General features: G+C 40.6%; 25 protein-coding genes. 19 read left to right on the top strand and 6 right to left on the bottom strand.

The features are described from left to right. The first annotated feature begins 55 nt into the window (after positions 1 to 55). The 7 genes from JOC36_RS03820 (at position 56) to nhaC (ending at position 7,517) form a co-directional block, all read left to right on the top strand. Positions 56 to 313, top strand: coding sequence for a CsbD family protein (locus JOC36_RS03820; protein ID WP_205145183.1), 258 nt, complete (start codon positions 56 to 58; stop codon positions 311 to 313). A gap of 44 nt (positions 314 to 357) precedes the next feature. Continuing rightward, positions 358 to 609: a GlsB/YeaQ/YmgE family stress response membrane protein gene (locus JOC36_RS03815; protein WP_205145182.1), complete on the top strand. Its 252-nt coding sequence runs from the start codon at positions 358 to 360 to the stop codon at positions 607 to 609. 156 nt (positions 610 to 765) lie between these two features. Next, positions 766 to 2,136, top strand: a complete 1,371-nt coding sequence (locus JOC36_RS03810) for an amino acid permease (protein WP_205145181.1) — start codon at positions 766 to 768, stop codon at positions 2,134 to 2,136. Between the two features lie 75 nt (positions 2,137 to 2,211). Next, on the top strand, positions 2,212 to 3,720 hold the full coding sequence (locus tag JOC36_RS03805; protein WP_205145180.1) for a carboxypeptidase M32: 1,509 nt from the start codon (positions 2,212 to 2,214) through the stop codon (positions 3,718 to 3,720). A 93-nt stretch (positions 3,721 to 3,813) separates the two neighbouring features. Beyond that, positions 3,814 to 4,422: a nitroreductase family protein gene (locus JOC36_RS03800; RefSeq protein ID WP_205145179.1), complete on the top strand. Its 609-nt coding sequence runs from the start codon at positions 3,814 to 3,816 to the stop codon at positions 4,420 to 4,422. A gap of 139 nt (positions 4,423 to 4,561) precedes the next feature. Beyond that, a complete protein-coding gene (locus tag JOC36_RS03795) occupies positions 4,562 to 5,791 on the top strand; it encodes a D-alanyl-D-alanine carboxypeptidase family protein (protein ID WP_205145178.1) in 1,230 nt (409 codons plus the stop codon). Positions 5,792 to 6,161: 370 nt separating this feature from the next. Then, on the top strand, positions 6,162 to 7,517 hold the full coding sequence (gene nhaC, locus JOC36_RS03790) for a Na+/H+ antiporter NhaC (RefSeq protein WP_205145177.1): 1,356 nt from the start codon (positions 6,162 to 6,164) through the stop codon (positions 7,515 to 7,517). 43 nt (positions 7,518 to 7,560) lie between these two features. Here nhaC and msrB read toward each other — a convergent pair whose 3' ends face one another. The 4 genes from msrB to JOC36_RS03770 form a co-directional block, all read right to left on the bottom strand. Beyond that, positions 7,561 to 8,004 carry a peptide-methionine (R)-S-oxide reductase MsrB gene (gene msrB / locus JOC36_RS03785; RefSeq protein ID WP_205145176.1) on the bottom strand — a complete coding sequence of 148 codons (444 nt, stop codon included), beginning with the start codon at positions 8,002 to 8,004 and terminating at the stop codon, positions 7,561 to 7,563. Positions 8,005 to 8,083: 79 nt separating this feature from the next. After that, positions 8,084 to 8,245, bottom strand: coding sequence for a hypothetical protein (locus JOC36_RS03780; RefSeq protein WP_205145175.1), 162 nt, complete (start codon positions 8,243 to 8,245; stop codon positions 8,084 to 8,086). Between the two features lie 16 nt (positions 8,246 to 8,261). Continuing rightward, positions 8,262 to 8,711, bottom strand: a complete 450-nt coding sequence (locus JOC36_RS03775) for a hypothetical protein (RefSeq protein ID WP_205145174.1) — start codon at positions 8,709 to 8,711, stop codon at positions 8,262 to 8,264. Between the two features lie 253 nt (positions 8,712 to 8,964). Beyond that, on the bottom strand, positions 8,965 to 9,894 hold the full coding sequence (locus JOC36_RS03770; protein WP_205145173.1) for an alpha/beta hydrolase: 930 nt from the start codon (positions 9,892 to 9,894) through the stop codon (positions 8,965 to 8,967). A gap of 154 nt (positions 9,895 to 10,048) precedes the next feature. Between JOC36_RS03770 and JOC36_RS03765 the strand changes: the two genes are divergently transcribed. Continuing rightward, a complete protein-coding gene (locus JOC36_RS03765; RefSeq protein WP_205145172.1) occupies positions 10,049 to 10,567 on the top strand; it encodes a TetR/AcrR family transcriptional regulator C-terminal domain-containing protein in 519 nt (172 codons plus the stop codon). 183 nt (positions 10,568 to 10,750) lie between these two features. Here JOC36_RS03765 and JOC36_RS03760 read toward each other — a convergent pair whose 3' ends face one another. Together JOC36_RS03760 and JOC36_RS03755 are read right to left on the bottom strand one after the other, a co-directional pair. Then, positions 10,751 to 11,140, bottom strand: a complete 390-nt coding sequence (locus JOC36_RS03760) for a ribonuclease HI family protein (RefSeq protein ID WP_205145171.1) — start codon at positions 11,138 to 11,140, stop codon at positions 10,751 to 10,753. Beyond that, positions 11,137 to 11,394 carry a hypothetical protein gene (locus tag JOC36_RS03755; RefSeq protein WP_205145170.1) on the bottom strand — a complete coding sequence of 86 codons (258 nt, stop codon included), beginning with the start codon at positions 11,392 to 11,394 and terminating at the stop codon, positions 11,137 to 11,139. Before JOC36_RS03755 ends, JOC36_RS03760 begins: the two co-directional genes overlap by 4 nt. A gap of 203 nt (positions 11,395 to 11,597) precedes the next feature. Between JOC36_RS03755 and JOC36_RS03750 the strand changes: the two genes are divergently transcribed. The 11 genes from JOC36_RS03750 (at position 11,598) to JOC36_RS03700 (ending at position 24,438) form a co-directional block, all read left to right on the top strand. Continuing rightward, positions 11,598 to 11,987 (top strand): EbsA family protein, encoded by a 390-nt coding sequence (locus JOC36_RS03750; RefSeq protein WP_205145169.1) that lies wholly within the window; start codon positions 11,598 to 11,600, stop codon positions 11,985 to 11,987. Next, complete coding sequence (locus tag JOC36_RS03745; RefSeq protein ID WP_205145168.1) at positions 11,984 to 12,901, top strand: RluA family pseudouridine synthase; 918 nt, start codon at positions 11,984 to 11,986, stop codon at positions 12,899 to 12,901. Before JOC36_RS03750 ends, JOC36_RS03745 begins: the two co-directional genes overlap by 4 nt. 152 nt (positions 12,902 to 13,053) lie before the next feature. Continuing rightward, a complete protein-coding gene (pyrR, locus tag JOC36_RS03740) occupies positions 13,054 to 13,563 on the top strand; it encodes a bifunctional pyr operon transcriptional regulator/uracil phosphoribosyltransferase PyrR (RefSeq protein ID WP_205145167.1) in 510 nt (169 codons plus the stop codon). Positions 13,564 to 13,610: 47 nt separating this feature from the next. Further along, on the top strand, positions 13,611 to 14,687 hold the full coding sequence (locus tag JOC36_RS03735) for a carbamoyl phosphate synthase small subunit (protein WP_205145166.1): 1,077 nt from the start codon (positions 13,611 to 13,613) through the stop codon (positions 14,685 to 14,687). A gap of 2 nt (positions 14,688 to 14,689) precedes the next feature. Continuing rightward, complete coding sequence (locus tag JOC36_RS03730) at positions 14,690 to 17,155, top strand: carbamoyl phosphate synthase preATP-grasp domain-containing protein (protein ID WP_205145165.1); 2,466 nt, start codon at positions 14,690 to 14,692, stop codon at positions 17,153 to 17,155. Between the two features lie 70 nt (positions 17,156 to 17,225). Then, on the top strand, positions 17,226 to 18,146 hold the full coding sequence (locus JOC36_RS03725) for a peptidylprolyl isomerase (protein WP_205145164.1): 921 nt from the start codon (positions 17,226 to 17,228) through the stop codon (positions 18,144 to 18,146). Positions 18,147 to 18,294: 148 nt separating this feature from the next. Continuing rightward, positions 18,295 to 19,593 (top strand): adenylosuccinate lyase, encoded by a 1,299-nt coding sequence (purB, locus tag JOC36_RS03720; RefSeq protein WP_205145163.1) that lies wholly within the window; start codon positions 18,295 to 18,297, stop codon positions 19,591 to 19,593. A gap of 159 nt (positions 19,594 to 19,752) precedes the next feature. Continuing rightward, on the top strand, positions 19,753 to 20,916 hold the full coding sequence (glf, locus tag JOC36_RS03715; protein WP_205145162.1) for a UDP-galactopyranose mutase: 1,164 nt from the start codon (positions 19,753 to 19,755) through the stop codon (positions 20,914 to 20,916). Between the two features lie 75 nt (positions 20,917 to 20,991). Then, on the top strand, positions 20,992 to 22,719 hold the full coding sequence (locus JOC36_RS03710) for a phospho-sugar mutase (RefSeq protein ID WP_205145161.1): 1,728 nt from the start codon (positions 20,992 to 20,994) through the stop codon (positions 22,717 to 22,719). A 59-nt stretch (positions 22,720 to 22,778) separates the two neighbouring features. After that, positions 22,779 to 23,804 carry a serine hydrolase domain-containing protein gene (locus tag JOC36_RS03705; protein WP_205145160.1) on the top strand — a complete coding sequence of 342 codons (1,026 nt, stop codon included), beginning with the start codon at positions 22,779 to 22,781 and terminating at the stop codon, positions 23,802 to 23,804. Positions 23,805 to 23,868: 64 nt separating this feature from the next. Continuing rightward, entirely contained in the window at positions 23,869 to 24,438 is a 570-nt protein-coding gene (locus JOC36_RS03700; protein ID WP_205145159.1) for a LemA family protein, read from the top strand. Positions 24,439 to 24,447 lie beyond the last annotated feature (9 nt).

The raw sequence follows: 24,447 nt of genomic DNA, 5'->3' as shown, positions 1-24,447 counted from the left end.
TTTTTTGATGTTTATCTGTATACTATAATCATTAAATGAAACGGAGGATTACATTATGAGTTTAATGGATCAAGTAAAAGGTGCAGGAGATCAAGTTACAGGTAAGGCCAAGGAAGTTGCCGGTAACGTAACTGGTGATAAGAAGGTTGAAGCTGAAGGTAAGGCTGAAGGTTTGATGGGTAAGGCTAAGCAAGCATTTGGTGATGCCAAGGATAAGGCTTCAGATGTTGCTGGTGATCTAGCTGACAAGGCTTCAGATACTGTTGATTCAGTTAAGGAAAAGGCTGCTGAAAAGTCAGACGACGTTAAGTAAGCAGGTTAACAACTAAGATAGTTTAGTTGCTAGGAGGATTTGATATGTTACATTTTATTTGGGTTTTGATTATTGGTGGTATCATCGGAATGATTGGTGGAGCCCTTTCAAGTAAGGGTCAATCAATGGGATGGATTGCTAACATCTTAGCTGGTTTGGTAGGATCATGGGCAGGTGAGAAATTGCTTGGTTCATGGGGACCACACGTTGCTGGAATGGCAATCTTCCCTTCAATCATTGGTGCCTTCATCGTTGTGATCGTTGTATCATGGCTTGTATCAAAGATTAAGAACTAATTATGAATAGAGATTTGCATTTCTTGCATTTCTCTTTTTTTATACACAAATTCATGAATTTTAAACATAAATATGCATAAAACGCATTTAATGTTGTAATTTTATACAACTATATGCTATGATGGACAACATCAATTAAGAGATGAGGCAAGTTATATGGCAAATGAAGACAACTCCACACAGGAACTATCACGGGGGTTATCTCAAAGACACGTCCAGATGATGGCAATTGGGGGAACGATTGGAACCGGTCTATTTTTAGGGGCTGGTGATACAATTAACTTAACTGGTCCTTCGGTATTATTCATTTATATGATTACAGGATTATTCTTGTTCTTCATGATGCGTGCGATTGGAGAAATGTTATATGTTGATCCGGATTCCAGTTCATTTGTGAGTGTGGTATCGAAATATATTAATCGAGAAAGCGGTTATTTCGTGGGCTGGTCCTATTGGATTACTTTGATTTTACCGGCGATGGCGGAATTAACGGCAATTGCCCAATATATTCAATATTGGTTGCCACATATCGCAGCCTGGGAAATTGAATTAGCCATCATGGCCATTCTCATTTTGTTAAACTTAACGGCTGTGCGCTTTTTTGGTGAAACAGAATTTTGGTTTGCCTCGATTAAAATTATTGCGATTTTAGTCGTTATTTTTATTGGACTTTTCATGATGATAACTGGTTTTAAAACACCAGGGGCCCATGGCGGTGTTGTGGGTATCCATAACATTACGGATGGCTTCCAGTTTTTTCCTAATGGAAGCGGGAATTTTTTGAAAGCCTTTCCGATGGTCTTCTTTTCATTCGTGGGAATTGAGTTTGTGGGCTTGATGTCCGCTGAAACCATGAATCCACGAGTCGTGATTCCGAAAGTTATTAATTCTGTCTTGTTGCGGATTTTACTTTTCTATGTTGGATCACTTTCTGTAATTATGGCCATTTGTTCTTGGCGGTATTTGCCTAAGAGTGAAAGCCCATTCGTGATGGTCTTTCAATTGGTGGGACTACATGGGGCGGCTGCTATTATGAATTTTGTCGTATTGACGGCGGCATTGTCAGCCTTAAATACACTTCTATACTCAGCTGGTCGAGATATTTTTGCGCTTTCTAAGGAACATGATGGTCGGATTGAACGTTATTTTTCAAAACTTTCAAAGACCGCAATTCCGGCGCGCGCTATTATGTTCTCAGCAGCATTAATTTGTATTACGCCTTTGGTTAACTTTATTCCGGTCTTGTCATCAGCCTTTAACTTTTTTGCTTCGGCAACGGCAGCAATTACCTTGGTTATTTATACCATGATTATGATTGCGCATCGGCGTTATCGGAAGAGTGACGACTTTATGCCAGATGGCTTTAAAATGCCAGGTTATCGCTTTACGAGTCCTGCAACGATTGCGTTCTTTGGATTTATCTTTGTGATGTTATTCTTGACCCCAACGGATCAAATTGCGGCCATCGGCGGAATTTTATGGACAATTGGATTTGGAATTTTTACCCATTACTATATGAAACACTAAACAATTAAGCACAGAAATGTGCTTTTTTTGCTAGAATGGTATAAAATATTAGAGAATGATGAGAAGAGGTGTGTGATGACAAATTATACTGGCGCCGATTTACGACGGAATATGAAAGAACAAGCATTACTCGAAGAAGCTATGGCTTTAGCCGATTGGGATCAATTAACCGGGATGCCAGTTGCTGCGGGTGATTTTCGTTCAGAATTGAATAGTTATTTAAGTAGTCAATTCTTTGAGACTGCGACAGGCAAGGAAGCACAAGCACTAGTTGAATATTTTAAGCAACATCGTGATGAATTATCTGCTGATGAGCAAAAGCTTTTTTATCGTTATGTAACGGATTATGATCAAATTGCTAAAATTCCAGCTGATGAGTATGCTGCGTTTAATAAATTGAGTTCGAAGGGTCAAGATACTTGGATGCAAGCACGTGAAGCAGATGATTATCAAGTCTTTGCGCCAGTCTTGAAAGAACTCATTGAAACTAAGAAGCGTTTCATCACTTATTGGCGGACTGACGAAGCAACGCCTTATGATGTTTTGTTAAATCAATTTGAACCAGGCCTAACGGTGGCTAAGTTGGATCAAGTATTTGATACCGTGAAAGCGGGGATTATTGATTTACAGAAGAATATTGCTGAGAATGGGCATCCCGCAGCAACTGATTTCTTAAAGCGTGACATTCCAATTGATTTACAACGTAAGTATGTTTGGGAAGCCGTACAACGGTTAGGTTATGATCCTGATAAGGGACGCCTTGATGATACAATTCATCCCTTTATGCAAGATATGAATCGTAATGATGCGCGGATTACGACGCGTTGGAATCCAAATGATTTCCAAATGGCGGTATTAGGGGTCTACCATGAAGCTGGGCATGGCTTATTTGCTCAGAATGTTGACCCTAAGTGGGATTACACACCATTTAATAAAGAGATTTCGATGAGTATACATGAATCTCAGTCACTCTTTAATGAGATTATGATTGGTGGATCGAAGGCCTTCTGGCAACACGAGTATGCTTTGATGCAACAAACCTTTGAAGGACGCTTAGATGACATTGATTTTGATGATTTTTATCGTGGCTGGATGCAGACGCAACCTAGTCTCATTCGAATTGAAGCTGATCCAGTTACGTATCCACTCCATATTATTATTCGTTATGAAATCGAAAAGGCTATTTTTAATGATGATTTCGATGTCGATCAACTGGAAGCATTATGGAATCAAAAGTATGAAGATTACTTAGGTCTAAAGCCTGAACATGCGGTTGATGGTATTTTGCAAGATATTCATTGGTCAAGTGGCGATTTTGGTTATTTCCCTTCTTATGCCTTGGGACACTTGTATGCGGCACAATTCCTCCATGCGATGAATCAAGACTTTGATGTGGATGCCGCTTTGGCAGCGGGAAATATTAAGCCATTGTTTGATTGGCGGAAAGAGCATATTTGGCAATATGGTGCTTCTCAAACACCTGGTGAGGTGCTTGAAGCAGCCACAGGTGAACCTTTGAATCCGCAATATTGGCTAGACTTGCAAAACCAACGTTATCGGGAAATTTATCAAATCAACAATTAACATTTTTTGTGCGAAGCACTTTACTTACTTTTTGTAATGCGCTATACTATTGTTTGTCGAGTTATTAACAAAAAGTAAGAAGGAGTTCTTAAAATGTCAGAAGATAAAACATTCTTAGATTTACAAAAAGCCCGCCGTTCTGTTTACGCCCTAGGTCGTGATGTTGATATGACCGATGCGCAATTGGAAGACTTGTTTAAGGAAACCATTAAGGAAACACCAAGTGCTTTTAACAGTCAAACTGTTCGCGCGGTATTTGCCTTTGGTGACCAACAAGATGCTCTTTGGGATATGATTATTGAGCGCATGCGTCAAGTTGTTGGTGATCCAGAAGCCTTTAAGAAGACTGAAGCCAAGTTGAATGGCTTTAAGAAGGCTTACGGAACAGTTTTGCTATATACTGATACCGATGCAGTTAAGGAGTTGGAAGAAAATAATCCAGCTTATGCACAAAACTTCTATGATTGGTCAGAACAGACCATTGGTATTTCATCATATGCACTATGGTTAGCTGCACGTGAGCATAACTTGGGTGGTAATTTGCAACACTACAATCCAGTGATTGATGAAGATATTAAGGCCGCTTATGGTATTCCAGATAGCTGGCGTCTACGGGCACAATTTGTTTTCGGATCAATTGAGCAACCTGCTGGCGCAAAAGATTACATCGATGATGATGTCCGTTTCAAGTCTCTTAACTAAATCTAACGATTACGGAAACAATCTCAATTAGAGGTTGTTTTTTTTTATATAACGCTTAGTATCGAATATATACATTTGGTTGATACAAACATGAATGATGTTTGGCAGTTGGAAGCGAAGAAAGAGGGCCAATAGAAGTATGTCAAAGAAATTCAAAGTGGCGTTGTTAAGTTTTCTGGTTGCTTTATTGCCGGGGCAAGCGATTAGCGCGGCAGTAATTACGCCTAAGACACAAATGCAGTCTGCTGTGGTTGTTCAAGCCAATACTGGACAGGTGTTAGCGGATAATCATGGATCGAAACGGTTACCAATTGCTTCGATTACGAAGTTAATTGTTGTCTACATGTTGGAACAAAAGATTAGTGAAAATAAATTGAGTTTGGATCAACAGGTCCAGGTGCCAGCTGATATTGCGAAATTTAGCCGTGATTCTAGTGTGGCAAATGTGCCAATGTCGGCTGGACAAACGTACACGATTTCGCAAATTCTTGATGCGGCATTAATTGAATCATCTAATTCAGCTGCAATGGCACTGGCGGATATTGTTTGTGGTTCACAAGCTAATTACTACAAACAAGCCGATCATCTCTTGGAGAGCTGGGGCATTAAAAATCCTAATATCATGTCTGCTTCTGGTTTAGAAAATGGTGATATGGGTAGCTTTAAGCATGCTGGTATGTCAAATTCGACGGAAAACAAACTTTCTGGTCGTGATGTAGCAATTATTGCCAAGCATTTGGTGAATGATTATCCATCAATTTTGCAATATACGCAAAAGAAGACAGGAACCTTCCCAGGTGTTAATGGGGGAGCAACGCAAAAGTTAACAAATACGAATATTTTGCTTGGTAATAAGCAATATCACATTGATGGTCTAAAAACCGGTGGGACACCACGGAATGGGGCTAATTTGGTCTCGCATGGCTATTTGAATGGTCAACCAGTAATTACAGTTGTATTGAATACGAATAAATTGCCGCGTTCAGCGATTGGGACTGAAACCTTATCTGTTTTGAACCAAGTTAAGCAACAAACGAAGGTTATGCCGGTGGCAGCAAAGGGCTCAGTTGAGATTGATAATGCCAAGGGTAATCATGGCCGCGTTGCAGTTCGCACGGCTAATGATGATAGCTATTTTGTTAACAAGAATGATCAAGCCGCGCCTTCGGTGGATAATCTAAAACCGGATGTAAAGCAAAAGGCACCTTTGAAGACGACTGATCAGATTGGCAGTGCGAGCGTGGTCTTTAACAATCAAGCTGAAGATGATTTTGTAGCTGGTTCACAAGCCAAGGTGGCTTTATATCCACAACATAATGTTCAAAAGGCAAATCTTTGGACAACCATGATGCAAAAATATTTTCAATAAGTTAGTTGACAATTAAACCGATAGTGCGTACTATTATGTCCATACCAGTAGGTAACTAAGTTGTATGTCAGAGAAGCCGTGCTTTGCTGTGAGCGGCGCAGGCTTAGTTACTGAATTATTTACAATTGAATCGCGCATCAAAGCGATACGGAGTAATTCGTATAATTTTGGGTGGTACCGCGGATTAGTATAAACTAATGTCGTCCCAACTGTGTTTTTTAACACGGTTGGGATTTTTTTTACGTTAAGGGGGTAAACGTCCATGGGGTATTTGATTTAAAAGAACCAGCGGGTGGTTTGATTCGTTATCGATGCAACTTTTAATGCAAAATACGAATGTCACAATTTTTAATTTAAAAGGAGCAAACACATGCAATCAAACAAACGATTTTTAGCAGTCACCGCATTAATGGTGGTATTATTTTTAATTTTTAGTGTAAGTATTATCGGTTTTAAGTTGTCACCCTTTGTACCGCTGCTAGCGGCATTAATGTTGACGATGTTCTTTGGTTGGCTGAACCATTTTTCTTGGACAGATTTACAAGATCAACTACTTAAAGGGATTCAAACGGGATTAGCACCAATCTTTTTGTTTTTGTTAATTGGAATGCTGATCGCATTGTGGATGGCAATTGGCGTTATTCCAACCCTATTATGGATTGGGCTTGATTTAGCCAATCCGGCCTGGTTCTTACCAGCAGCTTTTTTGATTCCAGCCATTATCGGAACAGCGATTGGTTCTGCATTTACAACGTTAGCGACCGTCGGAGTTGCTTTGATGGGGGTTGGCTTAACTTTTGGTTTTCCAGCACCAATCCTAGCGGGAGCAATTGTTTCTGGAGCAATTTTTGGTGATAAAAGTTCACCACTTTCTGACTCGACCAACTTGGCTGCTTCAATTTCAGGGACTGATTTGTTTGATCACATTAAAAATTTGATGTGGACTACAATTCCAGCATTTATTGTTTCGCTAATTTTCTTTGGTATTTTAGGCTTGCAAAAGCATCCAACCGCTGGATTAGTGCAATTGCAACAATTACAGCAACAGTTACATCCAAATTTCTGGGTGCTTAGCTTACTTGTCTTGTTGTTTGTAATGGCATGGATTAAGATTCCTGCTATCCCAACCTTGTTATTAAATATCTTATTATCAGCGCTTATTTTCTTACAAAGCCATGGCTTAACGGCTTTGAGTGACACACTATTGAATGGGTTTAAAACAAATGCTGGCAATGCCACGATTCAAGCGCTATTGAATCGTGGTGGGATGTTATCGATGATGCCAACCGTGATTATTATCACTTTGGCTTTAGCGCTAGGTGGATTGTTATCACAGCAAGGTATTTTACAAGACTTTATGACACCAATTATTAAACACGTCAAGACACAAGCAACTGCCATTACTGGAACGCTATTGACTGGTATTATGGCGAACTTTATGATTGGTGAACAATACCTTTCAACCATTTTACCGGGACAACTATGGAAGCCTGTCTTTAAGCGGTTGAATTTGTCGCCATTAGCGCTTGGCCGTAGCTTAGAGGATTCAGGAACGGTGGTGAATTACCTAGTGCCTTGGGGAGTGGCTGGTAGTTTTGCCGCACAGACGCTGAATGTGCCCGTGACAAGCTTTGCCCTCTTTGCCATCTTTGCTTGGATTTCTCCATTGTTCTCTTTGGCTTCTGCTTGGACTGGCATTGGAATTAAACAACAAAAAGAAGCGTAAAAAAAGCGTACAACCAAATCAGGTTGTACGCTTTTTAATTTAATTAGTTATCGAATAGTTGAAGATACTTACCGTATCCTTCAGCTTCCAATTGATCTTTCGGGATGAAGCGAAGAGCTGCTGAATTAATGCAGTAACGCAAACCACCTTGATCGGTTGGGCCATCATCAAAGACGTGTCCCAAGTGTGAGTTAGCGTTCTTTGAACGAACCTCAGTCCGTGGACGTAACAATTTGTAGTCGGCTGATTCAGTTAGATTATGGTCATCGATTGGCCGTGTAAATGAAGGCCAACCACAGCCAGCATCATACTTGTCAGTTGAACTGAAGAGTGGGGTTCCATCAACAACATCAACGAAGATACCATCATCCCACCAATCATCATACTTTCCACTAAAGGGGCGTTCAGTGGCGGCTTTTTGGGTGACGTCGTATGCTTCATCCCCCAAGCGTTGCTTTAATGCTTCTTGTGATTCATTTTCAGTCATGTAACAGCCTCCTGACATGTTTGATTGTTATCATTCTAACGCTTTTACTAATAAAAAGAAAGTGATTTGCTTAGAAAGTTTAGTCTTGGTGTCGATTTCGAACATGGGAAACAAGGGCTGAGCCTGTCAGAGCAGCAGCGATAGTACCAATCGTCCCTAATGTTGAAATAATTACACTTGTTTCTGTACCTTTTGTTTTGACATTAATATCGATTAACTTATCTTTAAGTGGGGTGGTCATATGAAAAAGCTCCTTTTTATGCTTTGGCGTCGATGATTTGATCAAAGTTAAATTGATCGGGTTGGAATAAATGATGCGGACCATCAATAAAAACTGCATATACGTTAGGTAATTGACGAGGTCCTAAAATTCTTTGAAATAATTGGGTTTTCATTTCAGGCCAAGCAGTGCTTTCATAATCATCGATTAGAATTAATTGAGTTTGCTTGGTGGTATTTGGTTGCATGGCATTAATGAGTTGATTTAAATAGGCTGAGCCATCAACGGGAACTAACCCAGCCAATGGATTGGGATTATCAAGGGCTGTAACCATAGCATAAGCAGTGTCATCATTTTCTTCATAGGCCCAGATTTTACCCGGATCAGATATAGTGGCCTGCCAGTCGGCTAATTGTTGACGAGCAAGTTGAACCATTTCAGCTTGAGAACCATTAGTAATTAAAATACGTTGTGGAATTGCTGCCATTTGTTGTACCTCCAGCTAAATTTGCTTCATTATAATGCAATCGCGGCCTAAATGAAACTTTTTTAGTTGGAGCGGGCTGGTATTTTTTGATTCGAAAAATTTTAAATGCTAAAGCATTTTTTCATAAGCCAACGGTCATTAAAATCGATTTTGTCTTGGGGTAAGGCCATTAGCTAAAAATTTAGGTATAGAAAAAGCCCCGCCGGGCAAGTGTGATCTAACGTGACGGGACTTTTGTGTTGTGGCATGTTAATTATAAATTAGCAGCGAAGAAAGTCGCTAACTTTTCAACGGCAGGGTCAACCGCCTTTGGTTGATCATACAAATCATAATGTGAAACATCATGTAAGACAGTCAAATCCTTATTCTTTGAAGCAGCCTTATCAAAAATCTCATAACCAAAACGGTAAGAAGCAAATGAACCTGGCTTATCACCAACAATTAATTCAAGTGGTTGGGTCAAAAGCTTCTCAACTAAATCAGCTGGGTCATAGTTTAGCAACAAGGCTAGACTCGTAAATTGCACTTTATTAGGTGAGAATTCATCGGCACCACGAGGAGTCTTATAGTAGTCAACGGCTTCCTTAATATCGATATCGTCGACACCGGCAGCTTCGCGCTCTTCTTGGCTATTTGGAATCCATTGCGTCAACATCTTATCGGCACCCATGGCCTCAGCAGTACGTTGGTCAGCAATTTGGTTCAATGTTTCAATCAATTGGTCATCTGGACCAAAGGCTTCACGATAAGCCGCACCGGCCGATGCAGCTGCAGCACCACCAACGGCCTTAATTCGCTTATCAGTCTTGGCAGCATTAATGGTGTAACCACCACCGGCACAAATCCCCATGGCACCAATACGATCATTGTCAACAAATGGTAAGGTGTCTAGATAGTCGATGGCATACATAATATCAGTTGTTCGGTTAGCGGGGTCTTCAATGTAACGGGGTGTACCTTCACTTTGACCTTGATAAGCAGCATCAAAAGCAAATGTTAGGAAGCCTTTTTCAGCTAACTTTGTTGCGTAGATGCTTGAAGTTTGATTCATATCAGCACTAGTAGGATGCGTGACAACAATTGCGGGGTGGGCAATTGTTTCATCAAAATCTTCAAGGAAGAATAAGCGTCCAGCTAAGTCAAAATGACGAGCAGGGAATTTAACATCTTTAGTTGTAACCATAATTATTTACCTCTTTCTTTATTGCATTGCTTGTTTTTGTTAAGCTATGGTTAGTATTATATGGAGGTTATTAGGGGTAACCCACAACAGATGCAAGTGAAGTGTTACTTAAGTAACACTGCCACACGATTTGTTACGAAAGGGGATGGAATTCATGGATAAACGAGGCCAAAAAACCCTCAACAGCATTGCGAATGCTTTCAATAAGTTATTATTATCTAAATCATTCGATGCGATAACCGTCACTGATATTTGTGATGAGGCACTTATTTCACGTAAAACTTTTTATACATATTATGAAGATAAATATGAATTGATTGATCGTCTTGCAACCGATGCCTTGAATGAACTTGATCAACTTAGTCATGGTCAGGAGGATAAAACTTCCTTAGAACGGATTACGATTTGGTTGACTTATATTCAAGAACGGCAAGAATTATTTAAAATTTTATTCAACCGGGAGAGCTCATATTCATTTAAGCTTAAATTTCAACAATATTTGCAGAATAGTTTAAAACAACATGGCGATTTTGAACCCAAACCAACTAATTTAGCTTTTTATGTTCAAGGCACTTTTGGTGTGGTAGAAGCTTATGTCAATGGAGAAATTAAGGCCAAACCAGCTGAATTGGCTCAGGAGTTAGTGACAATGATTCCGTTAAAGGCTGAGTAGAACTATGTTTGGTCGCTTGCTTAATATGACTAGGAGCGTTGCTAAAAGCGCTATGGTTATCCTGCCAGTGTATGAGGCTTTTTTGATATTGGCACATAAAAAAAGATTCAATTGATGTTAGGAAAATAACAGTCAGTTGAATCTTTTTAATTTGAGGTTTGTAAAGGAGCTGCTAATCAAGTTTTACTTGGTATGTAAAGCTTGATTAGCTAATTGATGAGCGCCGCGGTTCTGTTTTTCGGGAATCCATTCAAGAATCACTTGTTCATACTGATCAAGTAAGGGATTTAACGTTTGTAGATAGTCATCATATTTTTTGGTGTATTTTTTAGTAAGGCTATCAATAACTAGGCTGGAATCTGAGTGTAGCATCAAAGTAGCATGGGGGTAGTCAAGTTGCTCAAGGCAGTGTAGACCAAATTGAACGGCAGTAAATTCAGCTTGGTGGTTGTTCAAAGGGCCAAGTTGTTTTTTATAAACAAATTGTTGTTGGTCGACTTGGATGATGACACCGGCAGCACTAAGCTGTGTCCGTGGGTCAGTCGCTGCATCTGTGAATAATTTTAAAATCATTTATTAGAACCAGATTCGTGTGTTTTGACATTCGATACCTGGGGAGCGTTATCGTTGGGGCTCTGCTGTTGATTCGACAGATAGTTGACGCCACCACCGACTAAAATAAGCACTAAACCAAACCAACCAACTAAAATCATAAAGATTGATTGTTTAATATGATCATGATGTGTGAAGAGAAAATTAATTATCCAGATTAAGATAGCTAACCATCCTAATATTGTTAAACCACTGCTCAATAACTCAAGTTTCATAACATGCCACCCTAAATTCCTTTAATGTTACCTATTATAATGAAATAATATGGCAGATTTACATGCTCAATGTTACAACTTTCTATCAAATTTGCTGTTATTGTGAAAAAATCATGAATCATAAGACCCAGTTAAGTTATGATCGGTAGGAAATGTTATACTGAAAAGTGACTAAAAGTACAGAGAAATGAAGGAGTGACAACATGCGCGGCTATTATCAAATTTCAGGTTTAGCAGGAAAAGTGTTATGGGCCTGGTTATTGATGCTACCAACATTGGCAATTACGATGTGGCTTGAAGCAACCAAATTTAATGAAGTTACCGCAATTTTATTGGTAATCTTTTTTGCCCTTGTCATGGTGATTTTTGCACGACAACGCGTTGACTTAACAGAGGATAGTTTGCGGTTTCATCCTGCTTTTGGTGTGCATACAGAACAAATGCCATTAGATCAGTTGCAATATGTGCAATTTACGAAAAGAACCGTGCTCTTTGTCTATCGTGGTGAAAATTATGCTTATTGGTTATCACCTAGTATCCATGCACAATTACAAAATGATTTTGAAAATATGAAACAAAAAGGAACAGCATGACACAAGAACAATTAAAGATTGAAGAACAGGCCGGACGCTTAGATAAAGTTGTCGCAGATGCTTTTTCTGATTACACTCGAACACAGATTGGCAATTTTATTGCAGACGGGCAATTATTGGTGAATGGGGCTGCTAAAAAAGCTAATTACAAAGTAAAAACTGGTGATTTGATTACTTTTGAAGTTCCAGAACCAGTTGAATTAAAAGTTGAGCCCGAAAATATTCCATTGGACATTGTCTATGAAGATGATGATTTAATCGTGGTGAATAAACCACAAGGGATGGTCGTACATCCTGCTGCGGGGCATCCTTCAGGTACGTTAGTCAATGCTTTGATGTATCATTCACAACTCTCCTCAATCAATGGCGTTATTCGCCCAGGAATTGTGCACCGGATTGATAAAGATACTTCTGGATTACTTATGGTAGCTAAAAACGACCACGCACATGAAGCTTTGTCAGCACAATTAAAAGATAAGAAGAATTTGCGTCAATATTATGCTTTGGTGCATGGCGAGTTTAAAGAAAATAAGGGGACAATTAACGCACCCCTCGGCCGTTCAAAAGCGGATCGTAAAAAGCAAGCGGTGATTAAGGATGGACGTGATGCCGTCACCCACTTTGAAGTGGTCCAACGTTTTGTAGGCTATACTTTGTTGCGAGTGACCCTAGAAACAGGGCGGACACATCAAATTCGCGTGCACATGCAGTATATTAACCATCCTGTTGCCGGCGATCCATTATATGGGCCAAGTAAGACTTTGCCTGGTAATGGTCAATATTTGCATGCGGCAACCTTAGGCCTTACCCAGCCAACAACGGGAGAAGAGTTGCGTTTCGAGGCGCCATTGCCAGATTACTTTGAGGCAGCTTTAGCCAATCTACAACCGTATCATCAAGAAAAGGATGAATGAAATATAATTAAATCTATGTTAGAATGACAATATCGTCTTAATTGCATCCTGTGAGGTGGAAAGAGGATAACGTTAAAATAGACTGACAAAAGCTGCGTTATTCACATTAGGGTGAGTAGCGCTTTTTTTATGAAACTAAGGGGAATCCAGCTATGGCGAAAGAAATTGTAGATGCAATGGCAATGCAACGCGCATTGACACGAATTACCTATGAAATTATTGAAAAGAATAAAGGAATCAACAATCTGGTGATTGTTGGAATTAAAACCCGCGGTGTTTATATTGGTCAGCACATTGCAGACCGTTTGCAACAATTAGAAAGTGCTGAAATTCCAGTAGGTCAATTGGATATTTCTTCATATCGGGATGATCATTCAGATGCACCTGTTAAGCAAGACTTAGATGTGAACATTGATGGCAAGCGCGTTATTTTAGTGGATGACGTCCTTTACACTGGTCGCACAATCCGGGCCGCCCTTGATGCTTTAATGGATAATGGTCGCCCAGCCGTCGTAAACTTGGCGGTCCTAGTCGATCGGGGCCATCGCGAATTACCAATTCGAGCTGACTTTGTGGGTAAAAATATTCCAACATCAGCAAGCGAACGTATTCAAGTGAACGTTGAAGAAGTCGATGGTTATGATTCAGTTGAGATTGAATAGATAACATGGCTCGTTGAAGAGAACGAGAAAGTTAAAGGTAGACAGATATGACAAAAAGATATCTCATATTGGAAGATGGTTCCATTTATGAAGGTGAGGCTTTTGGTGCGCCTGCGACGACCTTTGGTGAAATCTTCTTTCATACTGCGATGACTGGGTACCAAGAAATTATGACCAATCCAATTTATCATAATCAAATTGTGGTCTTTACGGTGCCAACGATTGGTGCAGCTGGGATTAATCATCGGGCTGATGAAGCGATTGTACCAATGGTTAAAGGGGTTGTTGTGCGTGAGGTTGCGGAAGTATCAACAAACCGTTTGCAAACGATGAGTATGCATGAATTCTTATTGCGTCACAATGTGCCGGGGATTTCACGCTTAGATACGCGGGCCTTGACTCGACATTTGCGTGAAACAGGTGCTCAAAAAGCTTCAATTGTTGATTATCCTGATGATCATGCATTTGACCAACTACGCGCCTTAGTCATGACCAATCAAGAAGTGCAACAAACGTCGACACCGCGCGCGTATGTTAATCCAGGCCGAGGTGCCAATATTGTGGTGATCGATTTTGGATTAAAGAATGGTATTTTACGTATGCTGAATGATTATGACGCTAACGTAACTGTATTGCCTTACAATGCCACCCTGGATGAAGTCATGAATCTAGACCCTGATGGGATTGTCCTATCTTCTGGACCGGGTGACCCCTCAGCTGTGCCAGAGGATATTTTGGATTTGATTCGGACCTTGCAAAAAGAGGTGCCTTTGTTGGGTGTTGGTTTAGGGCATGAATTATTTGCGATGGCTAATCATGTTGAAGTTGAACCAATGCCTGTGGAACATCATGGGATGAATCATCCGATTCGTGAGCAAATTACGAACCAGATTATGTATGCTACCCAGGCGCAAGGCTATCAAGTGGTTAAAGGGACGATTAAAAATTCAGATTTATTCGTGACCCATGTTGATTTAACGGATGGGTCAATTCAAGGCCTTCGACACCGAAACTATCCGGCGTTTAGTGTGCAGTTTTTCCCAGATACAGCACCAGGTCCGATTGAAGCAACTCAGCCTTTTGACGATTTCATGGATATGGTTAATATCCGTCGAGGAGCGTAAGCATGGCAGATAAAATTTTATTGATTGGTGGCTCGGCTAATGGTTTTGGCCGTGAAACTGAAAGTGATGCGGCTAGCTATCAAATGACATCGGCTTTGCTAAAGCGAGGTTATGAAGTTTATTTGGTGGATGATAATCCATTTAGTTTTACGGCTAGTCGGAATGACGTGCACCTAGAAGTTTTGGAATTAACCGCTGAAAATATTGTGAAAGTCATCGTTGCAAATGGGATTAACGCAATTGTACCAACGGTTGGTGGCACGACAGCTATTCAATTAACTTATGAAGTGGAAGAAATTATGGGTGAGCAAGGGCCAGCAGTTTTAGGGCTATCCTCATCTGTGCTACAAGCTTCCCAAAATACGAAATATTTACAAGAATGTTTGAAACAATGGCATTTGCCATCAGTGCAAACGCGCTTAGCTAGTACACCTGGTGAAGTTTTCGATGCTGCGCGTGAGCTTGAGTTTCCAGTATTTGTACGTTCGATTGCGCCACAAGGACAAGCGTTGCGTTTGCAAGCTGAAGATGCCGAAGAGCTTGATCAAGTGGCTGAATTAGCATTAGATCGCTCATTGACCCATCAAGTCAATGTGGACAAGAGTATTCATGGGTATAAGGAAATTTCCATGATTGTGATGCGTGATTTCCGCAATACCAATTTGCTGGTTGGAGGAATTGAGGATATGGATCCGGTTGGGATTCATTCAGCGGATTCAATTGCGGTGACTCCCATTCAGACCTTGGCTGATCCAGTGGTTCAAGCACTCCGTGACACGGCCTTTCAGATTGCACGTGGATTTAATGTCTACGGTCTTTTAGAGGTGCGCTTCGCAGTGAATCCAGAAGACGATGAATTTGTTGTTACACGGATTATCCCATATTACGATCGCAAAGCTTCTTTATTAGAGGGAGCAACAGGGTATCCAATGGTGCCAGTAATGACAGGTCTCATGCTGGGTGATCGTTTGGATCGTGTGCATATTCCAAGTTCATATGCGGAACATACGGCTGCTCTCGAGCCAACGATGGATCACATTGTCGTTCGTTTTCCGGTCTTTACATTTGGTGAGTTGGCTTCAGCAGGGATTCCAACTAATCGACGACTTGATACAATTCAAAAGTCAGTCGGCGCAACATTGGGAGTGGGTCGTAGTTTAGAGGAGGCTTTGGAAAAGGCTTTACGAGCGGCTCACTTTAGTAACCGTAGTTTCTCACCGGATTTGATGGGAAAGCTGACTGATAGTGAAGTGATTGAACAATTGATTCATCCGCAAGATAATCGAATCTTATTGCTCTTAGAAGCAATTCGACGCGGGTATACCGTTGATGAATTGGCTGAACTAACCCACATTGATGCTTTTTATTTCTATAAACTTGCGAATATTATGCAATTAGAGCTAGATGTTAAAGAACATCCGTGGGATTACGAAGTGCTAAAAAGTGCTAAATACTATGGCTTATCAGACGGGCTAATTGCTAAATTGTGGGGCACGGCCTATGAAAGTGTCCGCCGTTATCGTTGGGATAATAATATTTTGCCAACGTACAAAGCTTTCGAACCTTCAGCAGGTGAATTTCAAGAATCTGTTTCACAGTTTTATTCTACCTTCGAGGATGAAAATGAAAGTAAACGCTTAGGTGATGATACGGTGATGATTGTTGGTACTGGTGCTTTCCGATTAGGGGATGGTGCAGCAGCATCCTATGTTTTGGCCAACGTGATGGATGAATTCCGCAACCTTGGTTATCAGACGGTCTTATTGAACAACAATCCGCATGACTTAACGTTTATCCCACAATTGAGTGATAAACAGTATTTTGAGCCATTGGAAATTTCAGATATTATGAATGTTGCTGAAATCGAGCAACCGACTCGCATTGTTGTACCGGGAAATCGAATCAAACTCATTAAAAGTTTGAAATCTGCTGGCTTAAATGTGGATGTTTTAGTGCGAGAAAAGTATTTGGAGACGACATTAACCGCTGAAAAAGATCAATTACTATATAATTATTTCTATGATGGGGCGCAATTACATCCGATGGTCGTGAGCCGCCAGTCGAATCGTAAAGTTAGCATTGATTCAACTGAACAAATTGATTTAGAACAAGTTCAGTTGCCAGAAATGCCAGCGGATGCGACAATTGGATTCTATCAATTTGTGTGTGATGAAGCTGATTTATCAACGGATGTGCTGCAAGGCCGGATGCGACCAATGCCATTTATGCAATTAGCATTTCTTGATAAGGTGAGCTCGGCGGACTGGATTCGAATTATGATTCGTTATATGGTGGGGCAACCAACTGACGCTGATGAAGTGGTTGTCCATGCCACACCAATTCTAAACTGGCCATTTAACCATGCAGTAATGCGTTATCAAGATACGGAATTCAAAGAACATTTGAATATTGTGGATCGTTTGGATAACGGGCAGTTCGCGATGGGAACGACGTATGAAGTTGATTAATGCGTACAAATGACGCTTTTTGTGTTAAACTAAACTGATATTGATAAAAATAGAAAGAGGCCCATTAAGTATGTGGAAAAAAGTATTAGGCGTATTAGCTGTAATTGCAGTTGGAGCTGGATTGGCCCTTTGGGGCGCTGGTCCTAAGACAATCGCAACAACTGATGACGGTAATGTGACCGAATCAAAATATTATAAAGAACTAAAGCAAACACCAACTGGTCAACAAACTTTGGCGAATATGATTGTGCTACAAGTGCTTGATAAGGAATACGGTGATAAGGTTTCTGATAAGGACGTTAATAAGAAATTTAACGAGTCACGTAAGCAAATGGGTGGCGAACAATTTAACCAACAATTGGCTGCTTCTGGTTTGACTGCACAAACTTACCGCGATTCAATCAAGATTGATATGTTGGAGCGTCAAGCTGTTAAGGCAAACACTGACTTTTCAAAGTCTGGTTTGCATAAAATTTATGATGACTATGAGCCAAAGACAAGCGCTTCTGTTATCTTGATGGGTAGCAAGAGCGATGCTCAAAAGATCATCAAGGAATTAAATGATGGTAAGAGCTTTACTGACTTAGCTAAGAAGTATTCTGGTGATAGTTCAAGTAAGAAGAATGGTGGAAAGTTAGACGACTTTGATTCAACTGACACAAAGGTTGATAGCAATGTTAAGAAGGCTGCTTTCAAGTTGAAGAATGGTCAATATGACAAGCAACCAGTTCAAGCTGCAAATAACACTGGTTACTATGTTGTTAAGCGTAATACCCAAGAGAAGAAGCCTTCATATGATAAGATGAAGAATAAGCTTAAGGATATTAAGGTTGACGAAATTATGTCAGATGATGATCAAGTGAACGCCGTAATCGGTAAGGAACTTGGTAAGGCTAATGTTAATATTAAGGACAAGGATTTGAAGAATGTCTTGAATAAGTATACTGAAGCCGCAGCAACTAAGACCGCTGATAAAGAGAAAAATAAGTAAATCTTTTAAGGAGTATCCGTGGATACTCCTTTTTTTGTTCGCTTATTTGAGTTTTGAAAGGTGGGCCTGTTGCGTTAGTTCGTGAAAATACGCTATAATATACTGTATTGGATTAATTAATTCGTCTTTGAAAAGGAGTTTAGCTTATATGCTTGAACGTTATACGCGTCCTGAAATGGGTAAGGTGTGGTCGCTTGAGAATCAATATCAAACGTGGCTTGATGTCGAAATTGCTGTAACAGCCGGATGGGTTGCCGAAGGCCATGTACCACAGGCTGATTTAGATGCCATTCGTAAAAATGCAACGTTTGATCCAGACCGGATTGCTGAAATTGAAAAGGAAACGCGGCATGACGTCGTAGCGTTTACCCGGAATGTGTCTGAATCACTTGGGGATGAACGAAAGTGGATTCATTATGGATTGACTTCAACTGACGTTGTGGATACAGCACAAGCTATTCGCATTAATGAAGCCAATGCGATTATTAAGCAAGACTTGATTGAATACCGTGATGCTTTAGCAAAACTAGCTCGTAAGTATAAAAACACAGTGATGATGGGCCGGACCCATGGCGTACATGCTGAGCCAACAACCTTTGGTTTAGTGATGGCACGTTTTTATCAAGCTGCTGTGCGGGATATTGAGCGCTTTGATCGCGTGGCCGAAGAAATGGCGACTGGTAAGTTGTCAGGGGCCGTGGGCACGTTTGCTAATGTTCCACCACAAGTTGAAGAAGTTGCGATGAAAGAACTAGGTTTGAAGCCACAACCAATTGGCTCACAAGTTTTGCCCCGTGATTTGCATGCTGATTACATTTCAACGATTGCCATTATCGGAACAACAGTTGAAGAGTTGGCAACAGAAATTCGTGGTTTACAACGTTCAGAAATTCATGAAGTTGAAGAAGGGTTCAAGGGTGGTCAAAAAGGTTCATCAGCCATGCCACATAAGCGTAATCCAATTGGTTCTGAAAATGTGGTCGGGTTGTCACGGGTCTTGCGTGGTTATTCGGTAACTGCGATGGAAAATGTAGCCTTGTGGCATGAACGCGATATTTCGCATTCAAGTGCTGAACGGGTGATCATCCCAGACGCAACAACTGTTTTGGATTATATGTTACATCGGATGACGCAAATTCTTGAAAATCTTCAAGTATTCCCAGAAACAATGAAGGAAAATATGGGGCGGACATATGGTTTAATTTATTCACAACGTTTGCTATTGAAGTTAGTTGATAGTGGTATGTCACGCGAAGCGGCTTACGATACAGTCCAACCATTGACAGCGCGGGCTTGGGACGAACACAAGCAATTCCGTGACTTGGTGGATGAGGATCCAACCATCCAAAAGCAATTGTCTAAGGAAGAAATTGATGATGCGTTTGATTACCGCTGGCATTTAAAGCATGTTGATGATATTTTCGAACGTCTCGGTTTGAATGATTAAAAAATGAGAGCAGTCCAAATTTGGGCTGCTCTTTTTTGGTGCGTATTTTTAAAAGTGCAATACAGGAGGCCAGCATATTGACAATGAAATTGTGCTAAAATAGAAATTGTAATTATACATTATGAGAATAAAATTGAGAGAATGGTGGGTATTTTCCACATGTTAAATACAAAAAAATATGATTATCTGGTTGTTGGTGCAGGCCCTTACGGTGCTGTATTTGCCCACGAAGCCGCCAAGCAAGGCAAACGCGTGTTGGTTATTGAAAAGCGCGAGCATATCGGGGGTAACATGTATACACACGTTGAACATGGTGTGACAGTGCATGACTATGGGGCTCATATTTTCCATACTGACAATAAAGAAATTTGGCAATATATCCAACAATTTGCCGAATTTAATGGTTTCCAAAATCAGGTTATCGCCAATTATAAAGGTGAACTGTATAACTTGCCATTCAATATGAATACATTTTATGAGATGTGGGGAACTAAAACACCCGCCGAAGCCCAAGCTAAAATTGCTGAGCAACGTGAAGAAGCGCTTGGTTCATTGGGGAACCGTGCTCCAAGTAATTTGGAAGAACAAGCAATTTCTTTGATTGGTACAGACATTTATCAAAAGTTGGTCAAAGGCTATACAGAAAAACAATGGGGTCGGAAAGCAACTGATTTACCAGCGTTTATTATCAAGCGTCTGCCAGTCCGCTTTGAGTTTAATAATAATTATTTCAATCATCGTTATCAGGGAATTCCAATTGGCGGCTATACGCCAATCTTTGAGCAACTTCTAGATCATCCACGGATTGATGTACAGCTTAAAACGGATTTCTTTGCTAATAAGGAAGAATATTTAGCGGAATTCCCTCGGATTATCTACACAGGTATGATTGATCAATTCTTCGACTATCAATTTGGCGAGCTCAGTTATCGTTCGCTTACTTTTGAAAAAGAAGTAATGCATGTCGATAATTATCAAGGTAATGCGGTGATGAATTACACTGATGCTGAAACGCCATATACACGTGTCATGGAATGGAAGCATTTTGATGGTGCTTCAGATGATGGTGTTTCAGTCATTACTCGTGAATACCCACAAGCTTGGGATCGCACTAAAGAAGCTTATTATCCGGTCAATGATGAAACAAATATGGCTAAATATAAGCAATATGCACAATTGGCACAACAAATGCAAGATCAGGTTGTCTTTGGTGGACGTTTAGGACAATATCGTTACTATGATATGGACCAAGTGTTCCATGCAGCCTTGAATTTAGTCCGGCAAGAGTTTGGCATTCCAAAGGACTATCAGTTTGTAGAATAGGCGGAAATGTCAGCAATTGGTTGGAATATGGTATAATACAACTAATTAGTGTATGTGGGAAAAGGAGTCAGATAGATGAATTGGAAAGATAATTTTGATGCATGGCAAAAGCAAAACGACTTGCCAGCTGATTTAAAGACAGAAATGACCCAATTGGCAGATACGCCAGACAAGGCAGAAGATGCTTTTTACCAACCACTTTCATTCGGAACAGCCGGAATGCGTGGCATTATGGGGGCTGGAATTAATCGGATGAATATTTATACTGTGCGTCAAGCGACGGAAGGTTTAGCCCGCTTGATGGATAGTTTAGATGATGCTGTTAAGCAACGTGGGGTTGTGATCTCTTATGATTCACGCCATCATTCAGCTGAATTCGCCCTTGAAGCTGCACGCGTTTTAGGAGCACATCAAATTAAAGCGTACTTGTTTGATGCTTTGCGTCCAACACCTGAATTATCATTCGCAGTTCGTCACTTGCATACTTATGCCGGAATTATGATTACCGCTTCGCATAACCCCAAAGCATACAATGGCTTTAAGATTTATGGTGAAGATGGTGGTCAAATGCCACCCAAGGAATCAGATATTATTACGCAATCAATTCGTGAGGCGGATATGTTTGAAGTTCCAGTTGGGGATGTTGCAACCCTAAAAGAGCAAGATTTACTAATTGAAATCGGTGCCGATGTTGATTCAGCGTACTTGGAAGAAATTAAGACAGTTACGATTAACCGTGATCTAACAGAAAATGTTGGAGCGGATATGAAGCTGGTTTATACCCCGCTTCATGGAACTGGAGCGCAAATTGCTGGACCAGCTTTGGAAAATGCAGGATTTAAAAATGTTACCATGGTTCCTGAACAAAAAGAGCCTAATGGTGATTTTCCAACCGTTGAGTTGCCAAATCCAGAAGATCACGCAGCCTTAGCAATGGGGATTGATTTAGCAGGTAAGATTGATGCTGATGTTGCAATTGCGGTTGACCCAGATGCCGACCGGATGGGTGTCGCAGTTCGTCGTGGTGACGGTAGCTTTAGTTTGTTGACTGGAAACCAAATCGCGGCCTTGATGTTGAATTATATTTTGACTGCTAAGGCTGATGCGGGCACTTTGCCTGAAAATGGGGCGGTTGTGAAGTCAATTGTCTCATCTGATTTTGCAACTGCCATTGCGGATGACTTTGGCGTGAAGATGATTAATGTCTTAACTGGGTTTAAGTACATTGCCGAACAAATTCAACATTTTGAAGATTCTCATGATCACGAATTCTTGTTTGGCTTTGAAGAATCATATGGATACTTGGTTAAGCCATTCGTACGTGACAAGGATTCAATTCAAGCAACTGTATTGCTAGCTGAAGTGGCCGCTTATTACAAACAACAAGGTCAAACGCTTTATGATGGTTTGCAAGCATTGTTTGAAAAGTATGGCTATTTCGTTGAAGACACAAAGTCATTGACTTTTGCCGGAATTGACGGCGCCGATAAGATTGCTAAAATTATGGCCGATTTCCGTGACGAGACACCAGCTGAATTTGGTGGCGTTAAAGTTGTAACGACTGAAGACTTTGATAAGCAAACGCAAACGCAAATGGAGACTGGGGATGTCACGACATTGAATTTGCCAAAGGCCAATGTTTTGAAGTATTGGTTGGCTGATGGTAGTTGGGTGGCTGTACGTCCTTCCGGAACTGAACCTAAAATTAAGTTTTATGTTGGTACTAAGGGGGCAACCCAAACAGATGCTGATGCTGAATTAGCAGCGATTCAGAAGAGTATCGATGCTTTGATTGTTGATTAATAAAATGGCAGCCTGATGGCTGCTTTTTTATTAGTAGTTGATAAGTGAGAGGAAGTTGTATGCTACAAACTATTTTGAAGGATGTTGCTGCAATTGGGGAGCAATTAGTGGCAGAAAAGCCGTTGGTCGGAATGAGTGTTGGTGTAGTTAATCAAAAGGGCCAACAAGTACAAACGCAAATTGGTAAAATTGATCAGTATCCAGAGCACAAAGTGGAAGCCGACACTATTTATGATTTAGCGTCATTAACGAAATTGTATACTGCAAAAGCTTATGTACAATTAGTCTTGGATCAACAATTTGATTTATCAAGAACGCTTAAAAGTGTCTTGCCTACATTTAACCATCCAGAGATTACTTTCCAACAAGTACTAACGCATAGTTCTGGTTTACCAAGTAGCGTGCGCAAAACTGATCACCTTGACCGCAAAATGTTGTTGGAAGATTTGAATAATCGCCCTTTGTTAGCGGAGCCTGGGCAAGAAATTCATTATTCTGACGTGGGTTATATGCTTTTAGGGCAAGCACTTAGTGAAATTATGGGGATGCCTCTCGAGCAAGCAATGGCGCAATTAGTGTTAACGCCACTTGGCTTGGCACATACTGGGTATCGAACAGCCCAAATGCCCAATTACCAAACTTTGCCCACGGAAGCGTTTGCGCCAACTGAGTATGTTCCCGAACGGGGTGGCTTATTACAAGGGACCGTCGATGATTATAAGGCAGCCTTGCTAGGTGGCGCGGCTGGTCATGCTGGTATTTTTAGCCCCATGGCCGATGCGTTGCGCTTTGTTGCTAGTTGGCTTCAGCCTGAAGTGGTGCAGTTGTTACAGGCTAATCGTGTTGATTTTCGAACGTTAGGTTGGCACTATTGGCGGTTTGGTGGCGAGGATCATCCCTCAGTAGAAAAGGATTGGTTATATCAAACTGGATTTACGGGGACAATTATGGCGATTAATTTAAAAAATCAAACGGGTTTGGTAATTTTAACTAATCGGGTTTATCCAAATCGCCAGACGTATGATTGGTGGCGGGTTGATCGTTATCAATTACCCCAAGCATTTTTCGCCCGAGCAACGCGATAATAAGTTTAAGTTTAGCTATGTGTTGTAGAATGGAAGTAAGAAAATAAACGAAAGAGGTAAAGCAATGGCAATATGGATTGGTTTAGCAGTAGTTGCGGTAATTATTATTGTTTGGATTAATATTTATAATGGGCTTGTAAAAGCGCGGATGTATACTCAGGAATCATGGAGTCAAATTGATGTACAATTGAAACGGCGAAATGACTTAATCCCTAATCTCTTAGAAACAGTGAAGGGATATGCCCGTTTTGAAAAGAGTACCCTTGAAAATGTTGTCGCATTGCGTAATCAAATTGCGCAAACACCTGATGCTGATCATCAAGAGAAGATGAAGCTTTCTGATAAGTTATCATCAAATTTGAAGTCAATTTTTGCGGTAGCTGAATCTTATCCAGATTTGAAGTCATCTGCGCAATATACCAAGTTGATGGAAGAATTAACAAATACTGAAAATAAAATTGCTTATTCTCGACAATTGTTTAATTCTTCTGTTGCTAGTTACAATACAAAGTTGCAGACTTTCCCAACGAATATTGTGGCTGGAATTCATCATTTCCAACCAGCGGAGTTCTTAGAAACGCCAGCGGAAGAAAAAGAACAACCAGCTGTTTCTTTTGATGAAAATGGCCTATAAGCCGATAAG

The organism is Weissella uvarum, assembly GCF_016908785.1.
Lineage (GTDB): Bacteria > Bacillota > Bacilli > Lactobacillales > Lactobacillaceae > Weissella > Weissella uvarum.
This window is presented reverse-complemented; position numbering and strand designations above follow the sequence as displayed.